Annotated in this window: 20 protein-coding genes; 7 read left to right on the forward strand and 13 right to left on the reverse strand. The window is 62.5% G+C overall.

All coding sequences use genetic code 11. The features are described 5' to 3' along the window. A partial coding sequence (locus tag HX830_RS12430; RefSeq protein WP_177100430.1) for an acyl-CoA dehydrogenase family protein occupies positions 1–475 on the reverse strand: 475 nt, incomplete at its 3' end. Between the two features lie 21 nt (positions 476–496). Further along, the gene (locus tag HX830_RS12435) at positions 497–1,324 is read right to left on the reverse strand and encodes an FAS1-like dehydratase domain-containing protein (protein ID WP_103496112.1); all 828 of its coding nucleotides are present in this window, start codon (positions 1,322–1,324) and stop codon (positions 497–499) included. A gap of 147 nt (positions 1,325–1,471) precedes the next feature. Between HX830_RS12435 and HX830_RS12440 the strand changes: the two genes are divergently transcribed. Both HX830_RS12440 and tal read left to right on the forward strand, forming a co-directional pair. Next, positions 1,472–2,365 carry a LysR family transcriptional regulator gene (locus tag HX830_RS12440; protein ID WP_103496113.1) on the forward strand — a complete coding sequence of 298 codons (894 nt, stop codon included), beginning with the start codon at positions 1,472–1,474 and terminating at the stop codon, positions 2,363–2,365. Between the two features lie 132 nt (positions 2,366–2,497). Then, a complete protein-coding gene (gene tal, locus HX830_RS12445) occupies positions 2,498–3,418 on the forward strand; it encodes a transaldolase (protein WP_103496114.1) in 921 nt (306 codons plus the stop codon). A 180-nt stretch (positions 3,419–3,598) separates the two neighbouring features. Here tal and HX830_RS12450 read toward each other — a convergent pair whose 3' ends face one another. Then, entirely contained in the window at positions 3,599–3,799 is a 201-nt protein-coding gene (locus HX830_RS12450) for a co-regulatory protein PtrA N-terminal domain-containing protein (RefSeq protein WP_103496115.1), read from the reverse strand. A gap of 205 nt (positions 3,800–4,004) precedes the next feature. Here HX830_RS12450 and HX830_RS12455 point away from each other — a divergent pair, with 205 nt between their 5' ends. Continuing rightward, entirely contained in the window at positions 4,005–4,901 is an 897-nt protein-coding gene (locus HX830_RS12455; protein WP_103496116.1) for a LysR family transcriptional regulator, read from the forward strand. Between the two features lie 3 nt (positions 4,902–4,904). On the opposite strand, the gene HX830_RS12460 is transcribed toward HX830_RS12455, so the two are convergent. The 4 genes from HX830_RS12460 to HX830_RS12475 form a co-directional block, all read right to left on the reverse strand. Continuing rightward, positions 4,905–6,140, reverse strand: coding sequence for an HD-GYP domain-containing protein (locus tag HX830_RS12460; RefSeq protein ID WP_177100432.1), 1,236 nt, complete (start codon positions 6,138–6,140; stop codon positions 4,905–4,907). 53 nt (positions 6,141–6,193) lie between these two features. Then, positions 6,194–7,816 carry a methyl-accepting chemotaxis protein gene (locus HX830_RS12465; RefSeq protein WP_177100434.1) on the reverse strand — a complete coding sequence of 541 codons (1,623 nt, stop codon included), beginning with the start codon at positions 7,814–7,816 and terminating at the stop codon, positions 6,194–6,196. Between the two features lie 92 nt (positions 7,817–7,908). Next, the gene (locus HX830_RS12470; RefSeq protein ID WP_177100436.1) at positions 7,909–8,622 is read right to left on the reverse strand and encodes a hypothetical protein; all 714 of its coding nucleotides are present in this window, start codon (positions 8,620–8,622) and stop codon (positions 7,909–7,911) included. Between the two features lie 243 nt (positions 8,623–8,865). Continuing rightward, positions 8,866–10,146, reverse strand: coding sequence for an HAD family hydrolase (locus tag HX830_RS12475; RefSeq protein WP_103496119.1), 1,281 nt, complete (start codon positions 10,144–10,146; stop codon positions 8,866–8,868). A 262-nt stretch (positions 10,147–10,408) separates the two neighbouring features. Between HX830_RS12475 and HX830_RS12480 the strand changes: the two genes are divergently transcribed. Further along, positions 10,409–11,176, forward strand: a complete 768-nt coding sequence (locus HX830_RS12480; RefSeq protein ID WP_103496120.1) for a DeoR/GlpR family DNA-binding transcription regulator — start codon at positions 10,409–10,411, stop codon at positions 11,174–11,176. A 113-nt stretch (positions 11,177–11,289) separates the two neighbouring features. On the opposite strand, the gene HX830_RS12485 is transcribed toward HX830_RS12480, so the two are convergent. Together HX830_RS12485 and HX830_RS12490 are read right to left on the reverse strand one after the other, a co-directional pair. Continuing rightward, positions 11,290–11,922, reverse strand: coding sequence for a Vgb family protein (locus HX830_RS12485; RefSeq protein WP_152738709.1), 633 nt, complete (start codon positions 11,920–11,922; stop codon positions 11,290–11,292). Between the two features lie 9 nt (positions 11,923–11,931). Then, entirely contained in the window at positions 11,932–13,152 is a 1,221-nt protein-coding gene (locus tag HX830_RS12490) for a helix-turn-helix domain-containing protein (RefSeq protein ID WP_177100438.1), read from the reverse strand. A 122-nt stretch (positions 13,153–13,274) separates the two neighbouring features. Between HX830_RS12490 and HX830_RS12495 the strand changes: the two genes are divergently transcribed. From HX830_RS12495 to HX830_RS12505, 3 genes are all read left to right on the forward strand, one after another. Next, positions 13,275–14,072 carry a DUF899 domain-containing protein gene (locus tag HX830_RS12495; protein WP_152738702.1) on the forward strand — a complete coding sequence of 266 codons (798 nt, stop codon included), beginning with the start codon at positions 13,275–13,277 and terminating at the stop codon, positions 14,070–14,072. 5 nt (positions 14,073–14,077) lie between these two features. After that, positions 14,078–14,344 (forward strand): hypothetical protein, encoded by a 267-nt coding sequence (locus HX830_RS12500; RefSeq protein WP_103496124.1) that lies wholly within the window; start codon positions 14,078–14,080, stop codon positions 14,342–14,344. Positions 14,345–14,460: 116 nt separating this feature from the next. Further along, a complete protein-coding gene (locus HX830_RS12505; RefSeq protein ID WP_177100440.1) occupies positions 14,461–16,107 on the forward strand; it encodes a SulP family inorganic anion transporter in 1,647 nt (548 codons plus the stop codon). A gap of 30 nt (positions 16,108–16,137) precedes the next feature. Here HX830_RS12505 and HX830_RS12510 read toward each other — a convergent pair whose 3' ends face one another. From HX830_RS12510 to HX830_RS12525, 4 genes are all read right to left on the reverse strand, one after another. After that, the gene (locus HX830_RS12510; RefSeq protein ID WP_103496126.1) at positions 16,138–16,323 is read right to left on the reverse strand and encodes a ribbon-helix-helix protein, CopG family; all 186 of its coding nucleotides are present in this window, start codon (positions 16,321–16,323) and stop codon (positions 16,138–16,140) included. Positions 16,324–16,455: 132 nt separating this feature from the next. Beyond that, positions 16,456–17,334: a glutathione-dependent disulfide-bond oxidoreductase gene (yghU, locus tag HX830_RS12515; protein ID WP_177100442.1), complete on the reverse strand. Its 879-nt coding sequence runs from the start codon at positions 17,332–17,334 to the stop codon at positions 16,456–16,458. A gap of 20 nt (positions 17,335–17,354) precedes the next feature. Next, positions 17,355–18,842 carry an efflux transporter outer membrane subunit gene (locus HX830_RS12520; protein ID WP_177100445.1) on the reverse strand — a complete coding sequence of 496 codons (1,488 nt, stop codon included), beginning with the start codon at positions 18,840–18,842 and terminating at the stop codon, positions 17,355–17,357. After that, positions 18,835–20,007: an efflux RND transporter periplasmic adaptor subunit gene (locus HX830_RS12525; protein ID WP_177100447.1), complete on the reverse strand. Its 1,173-nt coding sequence runs from the start codon at positions 20,005–20,007 to the stop codon at positions 18,835–18,837. The genes HX830_RS12520 and HX830_RS12525 overlap by 8 nt, the downstream gene beginning before the upstream one ends.

Here is a 20,007-nt window from a genome sequence, read left to right on the forward strand (position 1 = left end):
CCCGCGAGATCCAGACCTTCTGGCCGTTGATCACGTACTTGTCGCCGTGCCTGACCGCGGTGGTCTTGATCTTGGTGGTGTCGGTGCCGGTGGTGGGCTCGGTGACGCCCATCGATTGCAGGCGCAACTCGCCACTGGCCAGCTTCGGCAGGTAGAAACTTTTCTGCGCCTCGCTGCCGTGGCGCAACAAGGTGAACATGTTGTACATCTGGCCGTGCACCGTGCCGGAGTTGCCGCCGCAGCGGTTCACTTCTTCAAGGATCACCGAGGCTTCGGCCAAGCCCAGGCCGGAGCCGCCGTACTCTTCGGGAATCATTGCCGACAGCCAGCCGGCGTCGGTCAGGGCTTTGACGAAAGCCTCGGGAAAACCCTTCTCTTCATCTATCTTGCGCCAGTAGGCGGCATCGAATTCAGCGCACAAGGCGCGCACGCCTTCGCGAATGGCCTTGAGTTCTTCGTTGTTATTCGGATTCATCGGGTGACGGCCTTTTTATTGTTAGTCGAAGTGCACTTCAGCCTGCTGGGCCAGGCCGGCGGCGTTGCCGGCCCAGAGCTGGGCGACCCCGGGACTGAGGATCCGTCCGCCGACTTCGAAGGGTTGTGGTGCGATCAGCGGGCGCACGCCGCGATAGGAAAAACGCCGCGGGGTCGCCTGGGGATTGGCCCGGCAGAACGCCCGCAGGTTCAGGGTGGCGATCATCGGACCGTGCACCACCAGGCCGGAATAGCCTTCGGTGCCAGTGACATAGGGGTAGTCGTAGTGGATGCGGTGGCCGTTGAAGGTCACGGCGCTGTAGCGAAACAGCAGGGTCGGCGTCGGCTCCACGGCTTCGCGCCAGCCGCCCTCGATCAGGGCTTCGCCGCTGCTCTGCTTCGGGGGGGTGGGCTCGCGGTAGACGATGTCCTGTTCTTCGCGAATCGCCAGCCGGCCGTCCTGGGAGTATTCATGCCGCACGGTGACAAACAGCAAGGCACCGCTACGCCCCTGTTTTTCCTCGATATGGCTGATGGTCGACAGCCGGGTGGCATCGTGACCGGCACGCAGGTGCTCGAAGAACTCCAGGCGCCCGCCGGCCCACATACGGTTGCGATTGTCCGCCGGCGGCAGGAAGCCGCCACGGGCCGGGTGACCGTCGCCGCCCAACAGGCTCTCGGCCAGCGGTTCCTGGAAGAAACACCATTGCCACAGCGGCGGCAACGCCTCGCCATGGGCCGGAGCCGGTTCGCCGAAGGTCGCGGCAATACGCTTGAGCAGGTTGCGGCTCAATTGGTCGTGGGCTTCTTCGGTCCGTCCTAGCCAGGCACTCAGATCCGTTGCACTCATGGAAGGTTTTCCCCTTGCCGGTTGTTGTCATGAACCGATGATGCAAGGTGCAGCCCGTTCCGAGAATTTGCATTTCTATAAGCCGGCGTTCAGTTATGCTGAACGCCAACGTCCTACCTGCACGCAGCCCCTGACCGGAGTCGCCCCATGCATTTCGACCTGGCGGATCTACGCCTCTTCATTCATATCGCCGAATCGCCGAGCCTGACCCAGGGCGCCCGGCGCGCCTTCCTCTCCCCGGCTGCCGCCAGCGCGCGGATCAAGGCCCTGGAAGCGCAACTCGACACCCGCCTGCTGTACCGCGACAGCCGTGGCGTGGAAGTCACCCCGGCCGGCCAGCGCTTGCTGCAACATGCGCGGCTGATCATGCGTCAGGTCGACTATCTGAAGAGCGAGTTCACCAGCTACGGCGGCGATTCGGCCGGGCATATCCGTATCTTTGCCAACACCACGGCGGTGACCGAGTTTCTCCCGGAGGTGCTGGCCGGTTTTCTCTCCCAGCGTCCCGGGGTCACGGTGGACCTGCAGGAACGGCTGTCGCGGGATATCGTTCGTGGCGTACTCGACGGCACCACCGACATGGGCATCATCGCCGGTCCCGTGGAAGCCAGCGGCCTGCAGGTGATGCACTTCAGCACCGACCGCCTGGTGCTGATCATGCCGGTGGACCATCCATTGGCGGCGCAGCCGTCGGTGACCCTCGGCCAGACCCTGGCGTTCCAGCATATCGGCCTGCATGAAGGCAGCACCTTGCTAAGCTTTCTGCGCGAGCATGTCGAACGGCTCGGCAAGACCCTGTCATTGCGTATCCAGGTCTCCAGCTTCGAAGCCATCTGCCGCATGGTCGAGGCCGGGGTGGGCATCGGTATCATTCCCGAGTCCGCCGCCATGCGGCACAGCCGGACCATGGAACTGGTGACCGTGGCGCTGGACGAGCCCTGGGCGATTCGCGAGCGCAGCATCCTGGTGCGCGAACTCGAAGCCCTGCCCGGGACCATCCGCGCCTTGATCGCCACGCTGATGCCCAGTGCACAAACCTGAACCGCCCGACAGTTTGGGTTGCACAAACCCCTGCTTCGGCGGCATTCTTGATGACATTCGACTGACCGAACTTTTCACCGCAGCCGCACTCAATCAGTGCATGGATCCACGCCCTTCCCGACAGAGACGCTCATGACTTCGAAGCTTGCACAACTCAAGCAATTCACCACCGTGGTCGCGGACACCGGCGACCTCGACGCCATTACCCGCCTGAAGCCGGTCGACGCCACCACCAACCCTTCGCTGCTGCTCAAGGCTGCCGCGCTGCCAGGCTACGCCGACCTGCTCAAGGCCGCCGTGTCCCACGCCAAGGGCGATGTGGGCCTGGCCTGCGACCATTTCGCGGTGTCCGTGGGCAGTGGCATTCTCAAAGTGATTCCAGGGCGGATTTCCACCGAAGTCGACGCACGCCTGTCCTTCGATGAAAGTGCCCTGCTGAGCAAGGCCCACCAATTGGTCGAGCTGTACGACAAGGTCGGCGTAGGCCGTGACCGCGTGCTGATCAAGCTGGCTTCGACCTGGGAAGGCATCCGCGCCGCCGAAAAGCTGGAAAAAGAGGGTATCCAGACCAACCTGACCCTGCTGTTCTCCTTCGCCCAGGCCGCGGCCTGCGCCGATGCCGGGGTGTTCCTGATCTCGCCGTTCGTGGGCCGGATCTACGACTGGTACAAGAAGTCCACCGGCAACGAGTACAGCGGTGCCGACGATCCGGGCGTGCAGTCGGTCACCCGTATCTACAACTACTACAAGTCCAACGACTACAAGACCGTGGTCATGGGTGCCAGCTTCCGCAACCTCAACCAGATCGAACAACTGGCCGGTTGCGACCGCCTGACCATCAGCCCCGACCTGCTGGAAAAACTGGGCCAGGACGAAGGCCAGCTGGAACGTCGACTGGTGCCGGGGGCCGCCGGTGAACCACGCTTGAACCTGAACGAAGCGCAGTTCCGCTGGGCCTCCAACGAAGACGCCATGGCCACCGAGAAACTGGCCGAGGGTATTCGTCAGTTCGCCCGTGACCAGGAAAAGCTCGAAGCCCTGCTGGCTCACTGATACGCCAATGACAACCCGGGCAGTCGGTTACTCCTCTGCCCGGGACAACGCTCTTTTCGAGTCCTCCTGCCACACGGCTAGTCAGCGACTCGCTTGATGCCTTTTCTCTCCTGACCCGGCCCGCCTCACCAGGCGTCAAACGCCTGTGGGGCGAACCGCTGGGCTGCTCGACCCGCACCGTCAGTTGGTGCGTTCGACGCTATCGGACGCCTGCTTGCCGGCCGCCACGGCCTGGGCCTTTTCAGCCTGCTGGTAATAGGCCATGGATGTATCACGGGCCGCGTCCATGCGGGCCATGACTTTATCACCGCCGCCTTCGGCCATCGCCGCGACGGAGGCGGTCATCAGGGTTACGATCAACAACGCTTTAAGGGATTTCATCAGTCACTCTCCAATAGTTTGAGTTCGTCAGCACGGGTTCCGGCTGACTTGGGCTCATCCTATCGATCGGTGCATTTCAGCCTGTTCCCCGCAGGATGAAATTTTTTACAGGAACATCAATTCGAGACGCGCCATCCCCGGAGCTGGATAAGCTCAAGTCAACGCCCTAGAATCGGCAAAGCATTGATTCTGGAAAAGAGACAATATGGATCGTATCGACTGCATGCGCGCCTTCGTCGCCACCGTCGGCGCCAATGGCTTTGCCGCGGCGGCCCGGGCCATGGATGTGCCGCGCTCGAAAGTCAGCAAGCAGATCCAGGCGCTGGAAGAGGCCATTGGCGTGCAACTGCTGCAACGCACCACCCGCAGCCTGCACCTGACCGAAGCCGGCGCGGAATACTACGAGGCGGCTCGCGAGCTGCTGGCGTCCCTGGATGAAACCGAACAACGGGCCCGCGACGGCGTCGGCGAACTGCGCGGCGTGCTGCGGGTCAACGCGCCCATGTCCTTCGGCCTGCGGCGGTTGGGGCCGTTGATCCCACTGTTTCACCAACAGCATCCGAACGTGGAACTGCAACTGGTGCTCAGCGACCAGCAAGTCGACCCGGTGCGCGGCGGCTTCGATGTCACCATCCGCATCGCCAGCCTGCCAGACTCGTCCCTGGTCGCCCGTTTGCTCGCTCCAGCGCCGCGCATCATGGTGGCCTCGCCGGCCTATCTGGCCCGAGCAGGCACACCGCAAACACCCAAGGACCTGACGGCCCACCAATGCCTGAACTACGGCTATCTGCAAAGCGGTGTCAGCCTGCAACTGAGCAATGGCAAGGAAACCCAGCGGGTCAATGTCACCGGCCCCCTGCATGCCAACAATGGCGACCTGCTGGCCCAGGCGGCACAAGCCGGCATGGGCATCGCCCTGCTGCCGGACTTTATCGTCGAGGACGCCCTGGCCGCCGGTACCCTGGTGCCGGTGCTGTGCGAGTGGCAAGCCCCGGCGATCAGCATCAACGCGGTCTATCCCTCGGCGCGCCGGGTGCCGCAGAAGACCCGGGCGTTTATCGAATTCCTGGTCAAGGCACTGGCGGTGGAAGTCACCGCCTGACCCCTAGGCGGTACTGAAGATCGATTGCTTGCCGATGGAAATACCCGACCACAGTTCGTCCAGGTGCTTGAATCCCCACTTCTTGACCGACTCCAGGCTGACAATCGAGTCCTGTTCGCTGACAACGGCAAGATCGATAACACTCTGGGCAATGGGCATTCGCAGCTTCGCGGAGTAGAACACCTTCACCCGGGGCGTCAGCAATGAATGCTCGTGTTGCTCCAGGACGATCCCCAGGCGACCGCTGTGCAACAGCACCAGGGCTCCCACCGGATAGATGCCGATGCAGCGGACGAAGGCATGGAAGATCTGCTCATCGAACTGGCCTTTCCAATCGGCCATTTTTCGAATGGCCTCGGCCGCCGTCCAGGCCTGCTTGCCATGTCGCTCGGAGGTCACCGAGTCGTAGCTGTCACACACCGCGGCCATCCGCGAAAACAGGCTGATCTGCGTGCCGCAGAGTTTGTGCGGATAGCCGCTGCCATCGATTCGCTCGTGATGATGCAGGCAGACATCCACCACCCTCGGGCTGAAATGGTGGGTGTCGAGAATCATCTTCGCGCCGATCTCCGGATGGTGGCGCAGGATATCGAACTCGGCCTCAGTGAGTGGCGAGGTTTTACCGAGCAACTCGGCAGGCACCATCATCTTGCCCACTTCGTGCAGGATGCCCGCCATGCCGGCCTCCTTCACCAGGCCCTCGGGCAGGTTCAGGCGGTAGGCCAGACTCATCATCAGCGCGCACACCGCCACCGAATGCATGTAGGTGTATTCATCGCTGGTCTTGAGCCGGGCCAGGCTGATCAAGGCGTCGGGATGGCGCATCAATGAATCGGAGATTTCCGCGATCAGGTGGGAGATCTGCTCGGGATGAACCGCCCGGCCCATGCGCAGGTCGCCGAACAGGCTCAGTACCGCGGCCTTGGTCCGGGCGCACAGATTCAGCGCATGGACCACCTCGTCGCTCATGGCAATCCGTGGGCGATTGCGTGGCCGCTCCTGCGCCGGAATCGCCAGTGCCTCGAGCTCCGGCGCAGCGGGTTCCCCGACCTCGACATCCAGACCCTTGTCGGTATCTATCCAGAGCGCGGCGAGGCCGGAAGCACGAATCTTTTGCAGATCCGTTTCATCATCCAGCAGAAAGTGACTGCGCCAGAACGGGTGGTCCATCCAGGAGCCACAGAAGGATTGCACATACATGCCGACACGAAGCTCGCTCACCTGTATCTGTCTTAGCATGATGGACATCCTGGTTTCTTGTCACACTCAAGCGCCTCCCCCCAGGGGCCTGGCTACAGTGAAAACCGCGCAATCAGGTGATTCAGGCCCCCGGCCAGTTTGGACAGTTCGCTGCTGGCAATCGACGTCTGGCTGGCGGCCGATGAACTCTGGATGGACAGATCGCGAATGCTCACCAGGTTGCGATCAACCGACCTGGCCACCTGCGCCTGTTGCTCGGACGCCGTGGCGATCAGCAGGTTCTTGTCATTGATATGGGAAATGGACAAGGTCACTTCCTTGATTGCCAGGCCCGTCTCATGGGCCAGCGAGCGGGTCACCCGGGTTTCTTCGCTGCTGTGGTTCATCGATTCAACAGCCTTCTTCGAGTCGACCTGGATGCCCTTGACCATCTGCTCGATTTCCTGGGTCGACTGCTGGGTCCGATGGGCCAGCGCGCGCACCTCATCCGCCACTACCGCAAAGCCACGGCCCTGCTCGCCGGCCCGTGCGGCCTCGATGGCGGCGTTCAACGCCAGCAGGTTGGTCTGTTCGGCGATGGAGCCGATCACGTCAAGCACCTTGGCAATGTGCAGGGCTTGCCCGGCCAGGCCTTCTATATCGCTCTTGGTCTGTTCGACGCGGCTGCTCAAACGCTCGATGGAGTCGATGGTCTCGCCCACACGGTCCTGGACGACCCGCGCCGAGCGCTCCGAAGCCTGGGTCGACTCTGAGGCCGAAACGGCATTCCTGGCCACTTCTTCCACGGCCGCGGTCATCTGGTTGACGGCAGTGGCAGCCTGATCGGTTTCGATGCTCTGCTGTTGAATACCCGCCGTCGACTCGTGGGTAATCGCGCTCATCTGCTCCGCCGCGGAAGCCAGTTGCCGGGATGAGTCGGCGATATGCTCGATGGTGTTCTTCAGACTCGAGCGCATGGCGGCGGCGACGGTCTGCAAGTCGGTGATTTCATCCCGTCCGCTGATCTCCACCTTGCTCTTCAGGTCGCCGTCGGCGATCTTCTGCATCGACAGGCGCAAGGCATTGATCGGCTGCGCGATGCTGCGGGTAAACAGCAGCGCCACGACGCAGGTGACCACCAGGGCCAGGACAATGAATATCAGGGTCAGCAGGAATGCGCTGTCATAGCTGGCATTCGCCACCTGCCCCGAGCGCCCGGCGCCCTCCTCGTTGATGCTCATCAGCGCTTCAATCGACGTCTGCAGTTTTTTCGCCGCTTCGCTGCTGGTGTCACGAATGAAATGGGTCATGGCCTCGAAGGACGCGGTCTGGCTCATGCCCACCAGTTGATCGAGCAGGTCCTGGTAAGTGCGCACATTCACGATCACCTGGTCATAACGCTGTTTTTCCTCGGGGCTGGAAACCATCGATGCGTATTTCTCGGTTTCCTGGCTCAGGGTGGTTTTCAGCGCGGCCAGTTTGTCGAGGGAGCTTTTGCTCTGGCGGTCGTCATCCATGACGAAACGGCGGCCATCGAGTCGATAGAGCAACGCGGCATTCTGAATACGAGCGGCCTGGCGCACACTCGGCAACCAGTTCGCTTGCAACTCCAGGGAGGCATCGTGGATTTCTTTCATACGGTACAGCGAGGTCAGCCCGAGGCTGATCAGCAGCAGACAGATCAGCCCGAAACCGAGCAGGGATCTGGAAGTCAACCTGATGTTCCTTGTTTTCATGAAACTACTCCGAGGCCAGGCTGCTTGAGCGTTCAAATGCGGCGGACGCCATCACTGCACCAGTGTAGTACGTCCCCCGCAAAAGATCGGTCTCAGCGCTCGCGCGGCATCAGGTCCCGATCAACAAGTTTACGAAACTCTATGGACAGGCCTTTGTGCCCATTGCCATCCAGGCTAATCCCCATACTTCCGACATGAGTGATCTGATCTTTCTGGTAAGTCTCACCTGACAATTGATAGACATGCCCTGGCCGAACTTGACAGTGGGCGTATTTTATTTCGAACTGACTTCCTGTTTTTCGACTCATGTCCATAATGATCGGCTGTGCGGGATCAGTGACATCCATCAGTTTGACCACCGTCACCCGATCTGGATCACGAGCTTCCCGGGTTGTCCAATCGCCAGTGCCCTCAAGAACCACCAGCCGGGTAACCGCCGCGGGAGGCGGACTGGTCCTGGGATCCACGCGAATGACGATACCCCTTTGATCCTGATCACCCAGTGTCACCGGGTGGTGTCCCTCATGGGTAAGCGTGTCGCCGAAATACACTCGGCTGAACAGTTCATAGCGGCCCCTGGCCTGTCTTTGGCACAACGCGTATTTGACACTGAACAGCACGCCCTTTTGCCGGCTCGTATCCAGCGTCACCGGTTGATCGGGGTGAGTCAGATCGCGCAAGGTCACTACCGTAACAAGATCAGGGCCGGGTACTTTATGAGTGGCCAGGTCGCTGACGTTGGGGATATCGTTCCTGCCCTCAAGCAGGATAAGCGCGGTGTTGCTGACGGGGGCGTCGGTATTCATAAAACGACTCTCGATAAATAGAAAAACCGGTTGATGACCTCACGGCAAGTCACATCACTTGCGTTCGAGAAATCACTGTAACAACGGTCAATCGAGGAAAAGTCGTAGAGGGATAGTGCACGTTGAACGGAATGTTGAAGAGTGCGCAACAACTGACTTGCGACCCTGGACGGCGCCCGGATCAACAACCCAGATAACCGCGCGACTCGCGGGCGACCTTGCGCCACCCGCGAGCCGACGGACTCAGGCCAGCAGCTTGCGCTCGGTCTTGCCGTACTTGATCGATTTCTCGTCCGGGATCATCAGGCCGGTCTGCTCGTCGCGGCCCTGCAGGATGAACCGCGCATCGGCCTTGCCCAACTGCTCGGCGGCCTTCTGGCTGTCGGCACCGATCTCGCCCTTTTTCATGCGGTTGACGATCACGCCCACGGCGGTGTCCTTGAAGTCACGCAGCATCCAGGCATCGCCGTCGCTGTCACCGGCCACCAGCACCGGGCCATAACCCTTCTTCGCCACCAGGATATTCTTGATGCCGATGGTCTTGCCCGGGCCGTAGTTGAAGTGCCAGTTCGGCAGGTAACTGCTGTCGTACTTGCCGTCGGTCATGGACAGGCGCAGGCCGATCACGTTTTCCGGCGGCACGCCGTAGCCGTAGTTGGGGTTGCCGGCGAACACCCGGACCACATCGTCGATGGACGCGGTGCTGACATACACGTCAATGCCGTTGGCCCGCAGCGTGTGCATCAAACCACGGATTTCCTCGTGGATACGGATACCGTGGAAGTGCGTATCGGCGACCACCCCGGCCTTGCCCGGCAGGCTGCTCGGGCTCTCGTACTTGACCTTGCGCAGGCCATCACCCAGGTCGTGGTTATTGGACGCCTCGGCCATCGCCTGCAACTCGGCGGTGCTCATGTTCTTGTAGAAGTAGATGATCCATTTGTAGCCGATCTCCACCGGATAGCTGTCGCAGATCGCGTCATACATGAAGTAGAGCTTGGTGAAAAAGTCCTTGAACTGGTCGGTGGCGTGGATTTCTTCCAGGCTCTTGCTGCCGGCCAGGCCCTTGTAGTTGGCGTGCAGCCAGCGGTAGTCGGCTTCGACGTCGGCGGCGATGTCTTCCATGTTCACCGGCTTGCCGTCGACCGTGAGGTAATCCTTCATGAACGGACCGTTGGGTACGTCCTGGCGCAGCACGGCGGCAAACTCGTCGGGGCTGAGTTTGTACTGCAAGTTGTTCATCTGGTAGACCAGCAGCGCCTCTTCGCAGTCGTTCATGATGCAGGTGTTGTCCCAGTCGAACACCGCATACGGACGCTTGTCCGGGTGATAGGACGCACTCTTCACGCCATGCTGGTCAATCACCGCCTGCAGGCGCTTCTGGTTCAACGGCGACCAGCGCGCCGGGTCCAACTCGCTGGGCACGGCCTTGGTCGTCGCGGCCTCGGCAAGGCGGCCGCTCAACAACAAGGGACTGACAACGGAAACGGCGGCAAGGGTGTTCAGAAACTGGCGACGCTGCATGGCATAACTCCTGGAATTAGAAGAATGGTCGCAAACGGAGGCGACGGCGAGTGCGTGTTTCAAGGCAAGGGCGCAGGGGAACCGGCCGCCCGGCAATGAGGCTAACGCCAAATACACATAAATACAACAATGCCACAATATTACACATTTATGGCACATCGACACTTTCTCACCGGTGGTGATGGGCCGCCGACTTGACAGCGCTGTCCCGTCTCCCACAATGCGTGCTCGGATACTGATCCCAACAGCAAGGACATGAGGTATGTGGCAAGAAGAGCGTTACCAGCGGATTCGTGCACTGCTGGCAACCTTGCAGCGCGTGACCACCGACCGCATCGTCACGGAACTGAATGTTTCCCGCGAAACAGTGCGGCGTGATCTGGTGGCGCTGGAAGCCCTGGGCGAGCTGAAACGCATCCACGGTGGCGCGATCATGGTCGAGGACGAGGCGCCGATAGCCGAGCGCGCGCATATCAACGTCAAGTTCAAGCGTGACCTGGCCCGTGCCGCGGTGGGTTTGCTCAGCCATGGGCAGACGATCTTTATCGACGCTGGCACCACCACTGAAATTCTTGCCCAGGAACTGGCCAAGCTGGGTGGGCTGACGGTGATTACCAACGCGTTCAACGTCGCGCTGCACCTGCGCGGCAGCGCACCGGGCAGCCTGCACAACGAAGTGATCATCCTCGGCGGTTCCCTCGGTGACCGTTCACCGGCCACGGTGGGCGCAACCACGGTGGCGGAAATCGGTCGCTATCGCGCCGACCTCGCGCTGCTCTCGCCGGTAGGCGTGGACGCCCACCACGGCGCCAGCAACTACGATCACCGCGAAAGCGAGGTGGCGCGGGCCATGGCCGAGCACGCCGAACGGGTGGTGATCCTTGCCGACTACAGCAAGCTCGGCGTACAGAGCCGTATCAGCTTCTGCCCGCCGGAACGCATCGATGTGCTGGTGACCAATCAGCGGGCCAGCGAAGAAGTGGCGTTCGAGGCACTGAAGGCCCGGTTCAAGGAAATCATCCTGGCCTGATGGCCTAGGTTTCGCGCACGTTTGAAAGCGCCAGGCTGCCCAACCAGCGGCCGGCGAGCTTGCCAGCGATGGTGCCCAAACAGGCACCACCGGCCTCGCTGGCAACCTTCTGCTTATCTGGGTCGACGGACTGCCCGGATCTTGCCGCTGTTTCCGCCACCGCAAAAAAATCGATCCTGGCCATCGGACTCAAGCCCCGACACCCCCATGCCAGCCGGCATATCGATCCGCTCCAGCAGCGCGCCCGTCTGCGGATTCACCCGCCGAACATCGCTCTTGTCGTCTTCCCAGGTACCGTGCCAAAGCTCGCCATCAACCCAGGTCACCCCCGTGACGAAACGCTTCGATTCGATAATGCGCAGAACCGCCCCGGTTTCGGGATCGACCTGATGAATCCGACGCCCCCGATGCTGCCCGACCCAGAGCGTTCCCTCGGCCCATGCCAACCCGGAGTCACCGCCATCGCCGGGGGCCGGTATGCTCGAAAGCACCTCGCCGGTCTTCGGATCGATCTTGCGGATGCGCCCCTCGGCAATCTGGAACAGGTACCGGCCATCAAACGCGGTGCCGGCCTGCGCGGCAACATCGATCGAGCGCACCACCGCCCCGGTTTCCGGGTCAAGGGCATTGAGCCTGTCACCCGAGGCAAACCAGACGTGCTGGCCGTCATAGGTCACGCCCGCAACCGAGTCGGCCCCTGGAAAAGGCCCGTATTCACGAAGAATTTCAGCTTGAGAGTTTTTCATGACCTCAGTCTAGTCGCTGCCCAGCGGCCCCGGGAGTAACAAAGTTGACGGGAACCCCGGCACGGACGGGAGCGTCCAGCGGCAGGCCGGCCCACGACCGAAAGCCTGCACCTTGCCTGTCGTCGCCAGGGCTTCGAGCGCCCGCTGCACCGTGCGCGGGCTGCTCCCCAACGCAATCGCCAGGGCCGAACTCGACCACGCTTCACCATCGGCCAAAAGGGCGAGCAGCGAACCGTGCCGCTCCTCGACAGGCGGCGCCAGGATAACCACCTCATGGGCCTGTCGCGGCATAAGCACAAAGCCCTCGCCGGTCGCCCTCACCTGCGCGAACGCGCGAATCTCACCCCGCAGCCGCCCTATTTCGACCCGCAGCCGGACCCGGTGCGATTCATCGGCCTCCTTGCCGCGAAATGCCCGGGCGATCAGCACCTGCCGCGAGACCGCACCCGGCCAGCTCTCGGCGAGGGCACGGAGCAACACGAACAGGACCGGTCGCGTCGTCAGCGATACCTGGGTGTGACCTTCAACCACAGCGTAGCGGCAGGCATCCACCACCAACGCCGCGGAGGCAAACAGCTGCTCTACTTCCTCCAACAGCAGCAAACGCGCCTCACCCCCCGTGATCAGACGTGCCGCAGGTATCTTCAAGACCTGCGAGGCGCTTTCGACTTCAGCCGCCAATGCGCCGATACCCGCCTCATGGGCGGCATTTTCCGCCCGCTGCAACGCAGCGCGTGCCGCCGCCGTGTGCAGGCGCCGGATGGCGATCCCGGCGCAGGCCAACTCGTAAGCGGCCCTCAAGGGCGGCGCCAGCAATCTCGGCTCAAGCGCGTCCAGCAGACGTTCGGCCTGACCAAGATGACCGGTCAACAGCAGGCGCCGGGCTTCGAGATGACGCGCATGCGCGGCATTCAAGCGATCGCCATGCCCCTCGAGGACCGCCCGCGCGTCGGCGAGTGCCTTGACCGGCCAGGCCAGGTCACGGGAGACCAGTGCAATCTCGGCTTCGGCGACAATGCAGCGTGCCCTCGCCACCGCCTCTTGCGACCCGAAGGCACGGACTGCCAGCTTGAGCAGCGCCCTGGCACGCACCAGCTCACCCAACTGCGCCATGGCAATGCCACGCAGCGCAAGCCCGGGCCCGTCGTCGCGCAGGGCCACCCGCTTCAAGGCGCCGAGGACATCCCCGCTGGCAAGCAGCCGCGCCGCCGCCGTGATCATCGCGTCCATGGGCATCCCGTCAAACTTGTCACTCCCACCCTCTTCCGGCCCCGTCCTAGTCTGTTAACGACCAACCACCAACCGCTCGCACGACCGATGGTACGACGAGCACTGGCAAATGGAGAACCATGATGAGCACACAGAAGATTGGCACACGCGAAGAATGGCTGGCGGCGCGACTCGACCTGCTGGCCGATGAAAAAGAACTGACCCGGCGCGGCGACGCCCTGGCCCGGCGACGCCAGGCACTGCCCTGGGTACGGATCGACAAGGCCTACCGCTTCGATACCCCGGCGGGCAACGTCTCACTGCTGGAGCTGTTCAAGGGTCGCTCGCAGCTCCTTGTCTATCACTTCATGTTCGGGCCTGACTACAGCGCCGGCTGCCCATCCTGCTCGTCGATCGCCGATGGTTTCAATGGCATCGTTGTCCATCTCGAACACCATGACGTCGCCTTTACCGCCATCTCGCGGGCACCGCTGGCCAAGCTGCAGGCGTTCAAGCAGCGCATGGGCTGGAGCTTCGACTGGGCCAGCTCGTTCGGCAGCGATTTCAACAGTGACTTCAATGTCTGGTTCAGCGAGGAGCAGCAGCGCGAAGGCGGCATCGTCTACAACTACCTGCGCGAGGCGCCTTTGGCGGGGCCACAGAGAGGCCAGACCGTCAAGGAGTGGCAACTGCAAGGTAGTGAAAGTCCGATTGCCCGGACCGCCGCCGCCACCGGCACCGACATAGCCACCTTCATTCGCGAACGGCCCGGTCTCAGCGCCTTCGTGCTTGAAGAGGGCGAGATCTACCACACCTACTCCAGCTATGCCCGTGGGTTGGACGGTATCTGGGGCATGTACCAGTGGCTCGACCGCGCGCCCAAGGGCCGCAACGAGCAGGGTATCTGGTGGCGCCGCCACGACGAATACGATCAGGAGTAAGCAACATGCTCTTGTCCAGTCGAACAAATGAAGATCGATCGAACGGAGCGCCAGCCGGCAATGCGCTGAGCATTGCCGACTGGATGTGCCTGGCCGCGGCCCCAACCTTCGCCGGCATGGCACTGCTCACGGCCCTCAGCCCGGGCACGCAGATGGCCTGCTCGTCGATGCAGGGAACCTTTGCCCTCGACGGCATGGTGACGATGTACCTGATCATGGGCGCCTTGCATCTACCGCCCTGGCTACGGCTGCTTTCCGGACGCTCCCGTTGATTCAACGACGGCGGACAGAAAGGATTCCGGCATCGGCTGGGACTACAGAATCCTATTGCTGCTTTATTATCATCATATGTTAATGTTATGCACATGACCCCCGTGGAGCAAGCGTCATGATCGCGATACGAGAAGCGTGGAAATCCGGATTGCTGGGGCGCAAGCACTGGCCGCGTAATCTGGTCGCGGGGGTCATCGTGGGAATCGTCGCGCTGCCGCTGTCCATGGCCTTTGCCATCGCCTCGGGGGTCAAGCCCGAACAAGGCATCTATACCGCCATTGTCGGCGGCCTGCTGGTGTCCTTGTTCGGTGGCAGCCGGGTACAGATCGCCGGCCCCACCGGTGCCTTTATCGTGATCCTGGCCAGTATCAGCGCCCGCTACGGCATTGACGGCCTGCAGATAGCGACGCTCATGGCCGGGGCGATCCTGCTGCTGCTCGGGATCACCCGGCTCGGCGCCATTATCAAGTTCATCCCCGACCCGGTGATCGTAGGCTTCACCGCCGGTATCGGCGTGATTATCTGGGTCGGACAATGGAAAGACTTCTTCGGCCTGCCGAAAGTCGCCGCCGGTCATTTTCATGAACAGCTCTGGCACCTGCTTCAAGCGCTGCCGCAGCTTCACCCGGCAACAACCCTGCTGGCATGCCTGAGCCTGCTGCTGGTATTGCTCACGCCCAGGCTCCCCGGTATGAAACGCGTGCCCGGGCCATTGGTCGCGATGGTGGTCGCCACCGTCATGCAGTCGTTTTTCCAGTTTCCCGGGGTGGCCACGATCGGCAGCGCCTTCGGCGGGATCCCCCAGGGGTTGCCGACCTTGAGCCTGCCGGAAGTGACCCTGCCGCGAATCATCGAATTGATCGGCCCGGCGTTCGCCATCGCCATGCTGGGCGCCATCGAGTCGTTACTCTCGGCGGTGGTCGCCGACGGCATGGCCGGCACCCGGCATGACTCCAACCAGGAATTGATCGGCCAGGGCATCGCCAACCTGTTCAGCCCCTTGTTCGGCGGCTTTGCCGCGACCGGCGCCATCGCCCGAACGGCGACCAATATCCGCAACGGCGGCAACAGCCCCCTCGCCGGCCTGGCCCATGCACTGACCCTGGTGTTGCTGATTTCCTTCCTGGCGCCATTGGCTTCGAATATCCCGCTGTGTGCCCTCGCGGCCATCCTGTTTGTCGTGGCCTACAACATGAGCGAGCTGAAGCACTTCAAGCGCATGCTCCAGCGGGCGCCACGGGCCGATATCGCGATATTGCTGATCACCTTCCTGCTGACGGTCTTCAGCGACCTGACCATCGCCGTGAATATCGGCGTCATTCTCGCCATGCTGCAATTCATGCGGCGAATGGCGTCTTCGGTGGAAGTGCAGAAAATGGTCGGCAAGGACCTGGAGGTCGAGCTGCGCCTCAACGGCCAGGTCGAGTTACCGCCCAATGTCCTGGTGTATGGCATCGAGGGGCCGCTGTTCTTCGGGGCGGCGGAGACCTTCGAACGGGTGCTGGCACAAACCCACACCGATCCCGGGACCCTGATCATTCGCCTGAATCACGTGCCCTTCATGGACATCACGGGTTTGCAGACCCTGCTCGAAGTCATCGAGCAGCTACATGGCCGAGACATTGTCGTGAAATTGTGCGAAGCCAACGAGAAAGTCCTCGGCAAGCTGCGCAAGGCCGGGATACTCCAGGCGCTGGGGCCTGGGCACTATCATGCCGACTTCAATTCGGCACTGACCGCAACCCGTGAACCCGGGCAGTAAAGCCTGTCTGCCCGGCGTCGAACGGCCGTGTCATTGCACCTTGCCGGCGGTCTTGCTCTGGGTCGAATAGGAAACACCGTGGGTTTCCAGGTAGTCGCGAATCAACTGGCGGACCACCTGGGACGGCGTCAGGTCCTGGGCAGCGCAAAGCTCCTCAAGGGCCTTTTTCTTGACCGGATCAATGAGTACGGTCAAGCGTGCAGTCTTGCTTTCCATGGAGATACCGACACTCTGAAGCGGCTTATGATAATCAAATTATAATAAGCACGCTCCAGCTTGTCACGTCCTCACCCGGGCGGCCAGCGCACGCCACCTCATCATCTTGCTTAGACGCCGCTATCGACAGGGTTACTCGCTCGCAACAGCCAGCTTGTCCTGGGTGCGGGTAGCGAAATCGCTGGCATCGTGGCGCTCGCGCAACTGCCCGGAGAGCTCCCCGGACACCCGGTTGACCATGCGCCCACGTTGCACGGCGGGACGTGCGTCGATAGCATCGGCCCAACGCTGGACATGCCGGTAATCCTGTACCGAAAGAAATTCCGCCGCCTCGTAGAGCCGACCTTTCACCAGACCACCGTACCAGGGCCAGATCGCCATGTCGGCGATGCTGTACTCGCTGCCCGCGATGTATTCGCTGACCGCCAGTTGCCGGTCGAGCACATCGAGCTGACGCTTGGTTTCCATGGCAAAACGGTCGATCGCATATTCGATCTTGGTCGGCGCATAAGCATAGAAATGCCCAAAACCACCGCCCAGGTACGGCGCGCTGCCCATCTGCCAGAACAGCCAGGACAGGCATTCGGCCCGGGCCGCGGGTTCGGTCGGGAAGAACGCGCCGAACTTCTCGGCGAGGTACTGCAAGATGGCCCCCGACTCGAAGATGCGGATCGGTTTTGCACCGCTGTAATCCATCAGCGCCGGAATCTTCGAGTTCGGATTCACCCTGACAAAACCACTGCCGAACTGCTGGCCTTCACCAATATGGATCAACCAGGCATCGTATTCCGCCCCTGAGTGACCGAGGGCCAGCAGCTCTTCGAGCAGGATGGTGACCTTCTGGCCATTGGGCGTGGCCAGGGAATACAACTGCAGCGGGTGACGTCCGACCGGCAGGTCCTGGTCGTGGGTCGCACCGGCAATCGGCCGGTTGATATTGGCGAATTTCCCGCCATTCTCGGTGTGCCAGGTCCAGACCTTGGGTGGCAGATACTCCGATGGGTTCGTCATGCTCGATAGACTCCTTGGGTTCAATGGGGTGCCGTGGTGCTGCCTGCTGCTGCCTGATTGACTGCAACCTCGGGCTTGCCGTTCAACTGCGCTATATTCCAACCGCCGCCCAGCGCCTTGATCAGGCCGACATTGGCGCTCAACTGCTGGGTCTGCAGTTCCAGCACCGAACGCCGCGCTTCCAGCGAGGCGACCTGCGCCGTCACCACATCCAGGTAAGCCACGGCGCCCTGACGGTAGCGGGCCAGGGACAGGTCTTCGGAATACTGTGCGGCCGCCGCTGCGTCTCGCTGGTCGACCAGGGCGTTGTCGAGCCCGGCGATGGTCGAAAGGTTGTTTTCGACCTGCTCGAAGGCACCGAGCACCACGCTGCGGTACTTGGCCGCCGCTTCATCGGTGGCGGCCTTGGCGATATCCACCTGGGCCTGGCGCGCACCACCGTCGAACAGGGTCGCCACCAGCGAAGGGCCAATCGCCCAGAACAGGTTCGGGGCCGTCAGCAGGTTGGCGAACTCGTCACTCTGATAGCCCCCTTGGGCACTCAGGGTAATCGCCGGGAACCAGGCGGCCTTGGCCACGCCGATACGGGCGTTGGCCGCGGCGATCCGACGTTCGGCGGCAGCGATGTCAGGACGCCGTTGCAAGAGCGTCGAAGGCAGGCCCGTGGGCACACTGGGCAAGGCAATCGGCGCGGTGTTCGAGGCAATGGCATAGGTCGACGCCGACTCCCCCAGCATCGCGGCAATTGCATGCTCGATCAGCGCCCGCTGGACCCGGTTCTGGCTCAACTGCGACTTGACCGAGGACAACTGCGTACGGGCCCGCGCCACATCCAGGCCGGAGACGATCCCAGCACCGTGCAGCCCCTCGGTCAGGCTCAGCGCCTTGGTATAGGCATCGCGGGTTTCGCTCAGCAACTGGTTCTGCCAGTCGAGGCCACGCAGGTGGATGTAGTTGTCCGTCAACTGGGCCTGCAGACTCAAGCGTACCGAGGCCAGGTCGGCCTGTGACGCCTGGGCTTCGCTGACACCGGCCGCGACCGTGTCGCGCACGCGGCCCCAGAGGTCGACTTCATAGTCGACCTCGATACCCAGCGTTGCCGAGTCGTAGACATTCGGCGACGTGGCCGAGCGCAACGGGCGCGTATCCGACTGGCGTATACGCTGGCCATTGCCGATCGCCTCGACCTTGGGAAACAACCCGGAGCGGGTCTGGTCGACGAACGCCCTGGCCTGGACATAATGCGCCAAGGCAGCACTCAGGTCCGGGTTGTTGACCAGCAACTGCTGCTGCATCGCATCCAGTTGCGGGTCCTTGTAGATCCGCCACCAGCCTTCCCGGCTGGCCTGATCGTCGGGCGTGGCCAGCGTCCACGGGCCCTGGGTATGGAACTGCCCGGGCTCCGGGGTCTTCGGCACTTTCAGCTCCGGCGCCAGCGAGCAGGCGCCCAGGCCAAGGCTGGCGATCAGGTACAGGCCCAATGGCCACAGCAGGCTGCGCTTAGCCATGGGGCTTGGCCTCCACCCGCACCGCATCGTTGTCGCCCAGGCCATCGGGCGGCGTGTCGATCACCCGGTCGCCGGCGTCCAGGCCGCTGCCGATTTCCACCGTATCGCCGAAGTCGCGGGCGATGCTGATGGTCTTGAACAGCACATGATCGTTCTTGTCGAGGGTCGCGACCCGCATGCCGTGCTCATCGAACACCAGGGCACTGGCCGGCAGGCGCAGCACATCGGCCTGGACCGGCAGGTCGAACTGCACGCTGGTGTAGCCACCCGGCAACAGGCGACCGCCGGGGTTGTCCACCAGCAGTTGCACCAGGGTGCTGCCGGAAGCCGCCGTCACCGCGTCGGCGGTGGCGATCACCCGGGCGTTGAACGACTCCTTGCGGTACTCGGGCACCGTGAGCCGGGCCGTGGTGCCGATGCGGATCTGCGGCGAGAAGGTCTGCGGCACTTGCACATAGACCCGCAGGCGGCTGACATCCGAAACGGCAAACAACTCCCGCCCGGCGCTGCCACCGGCGCTGATCAGGGCGCCGACATCGGTGGAGCGCGCGGTGACCACGCCGTCGAAGGGTGCCGTCAGGCGCTGGAAGCCCTTGGTCGCGACCAACTGCTCGACACTGGCCTGGGCCGATTTGACGTTGGCCAGTTTCGCCGCCAGGTCGCCGGTGCGCTCATCGACATCCTGGCGCGACACCGAATCGGACGCCAGCATCGCCTGCCAGCGCTTGGCCGTGGTTTGCGCCAGCGTGGCATTGGCCTGGGCCGAGGCCAGGTTGGCACGGGCCTGTAGCAGTTGCTGGTCGAGCTCGGGGGTATCGATCTCGGCGAGCAGTTGCCCGGCCTTGACGTGGGCCCCGATATCGACCTTCCAGGACTTGAGGTAACCGTTGACCCGGGCAAAGATCGAGGCCCGCGAATACGCCTCCATCCGCCCGGGCAGATTGAGGACCGGCCCCTGGGGCTGGACGCCCGGGGTGATCAGGTTGACGCTGGGCAGCGCCTGGGCGTTGGTCCAGGTTTTCAGCTCCCGCGACTCGTTGGCCCGCACGCTGATGCCCAGCACCACGACGGCGACCAGCAACGCCAGTCCCAACACAAGAGCGATCAAACCACGGCGTGAGCGTGCGCGGGGGGTCGGATTGGGTACGGTGGTATCGGTGGACAT

Source organism: Pseudomonas gingeri, assembly GCF_013385425.1.
In the GTDB taxonomy this organism is placed as follows: domain Bacteria; phylum Pseudomonadota; class Gammaproteobacteria; order Pseudomonadales; family Pseudomonadaceae; genus Aquipseudomonas; species Aquipseudomonas gingeri_D.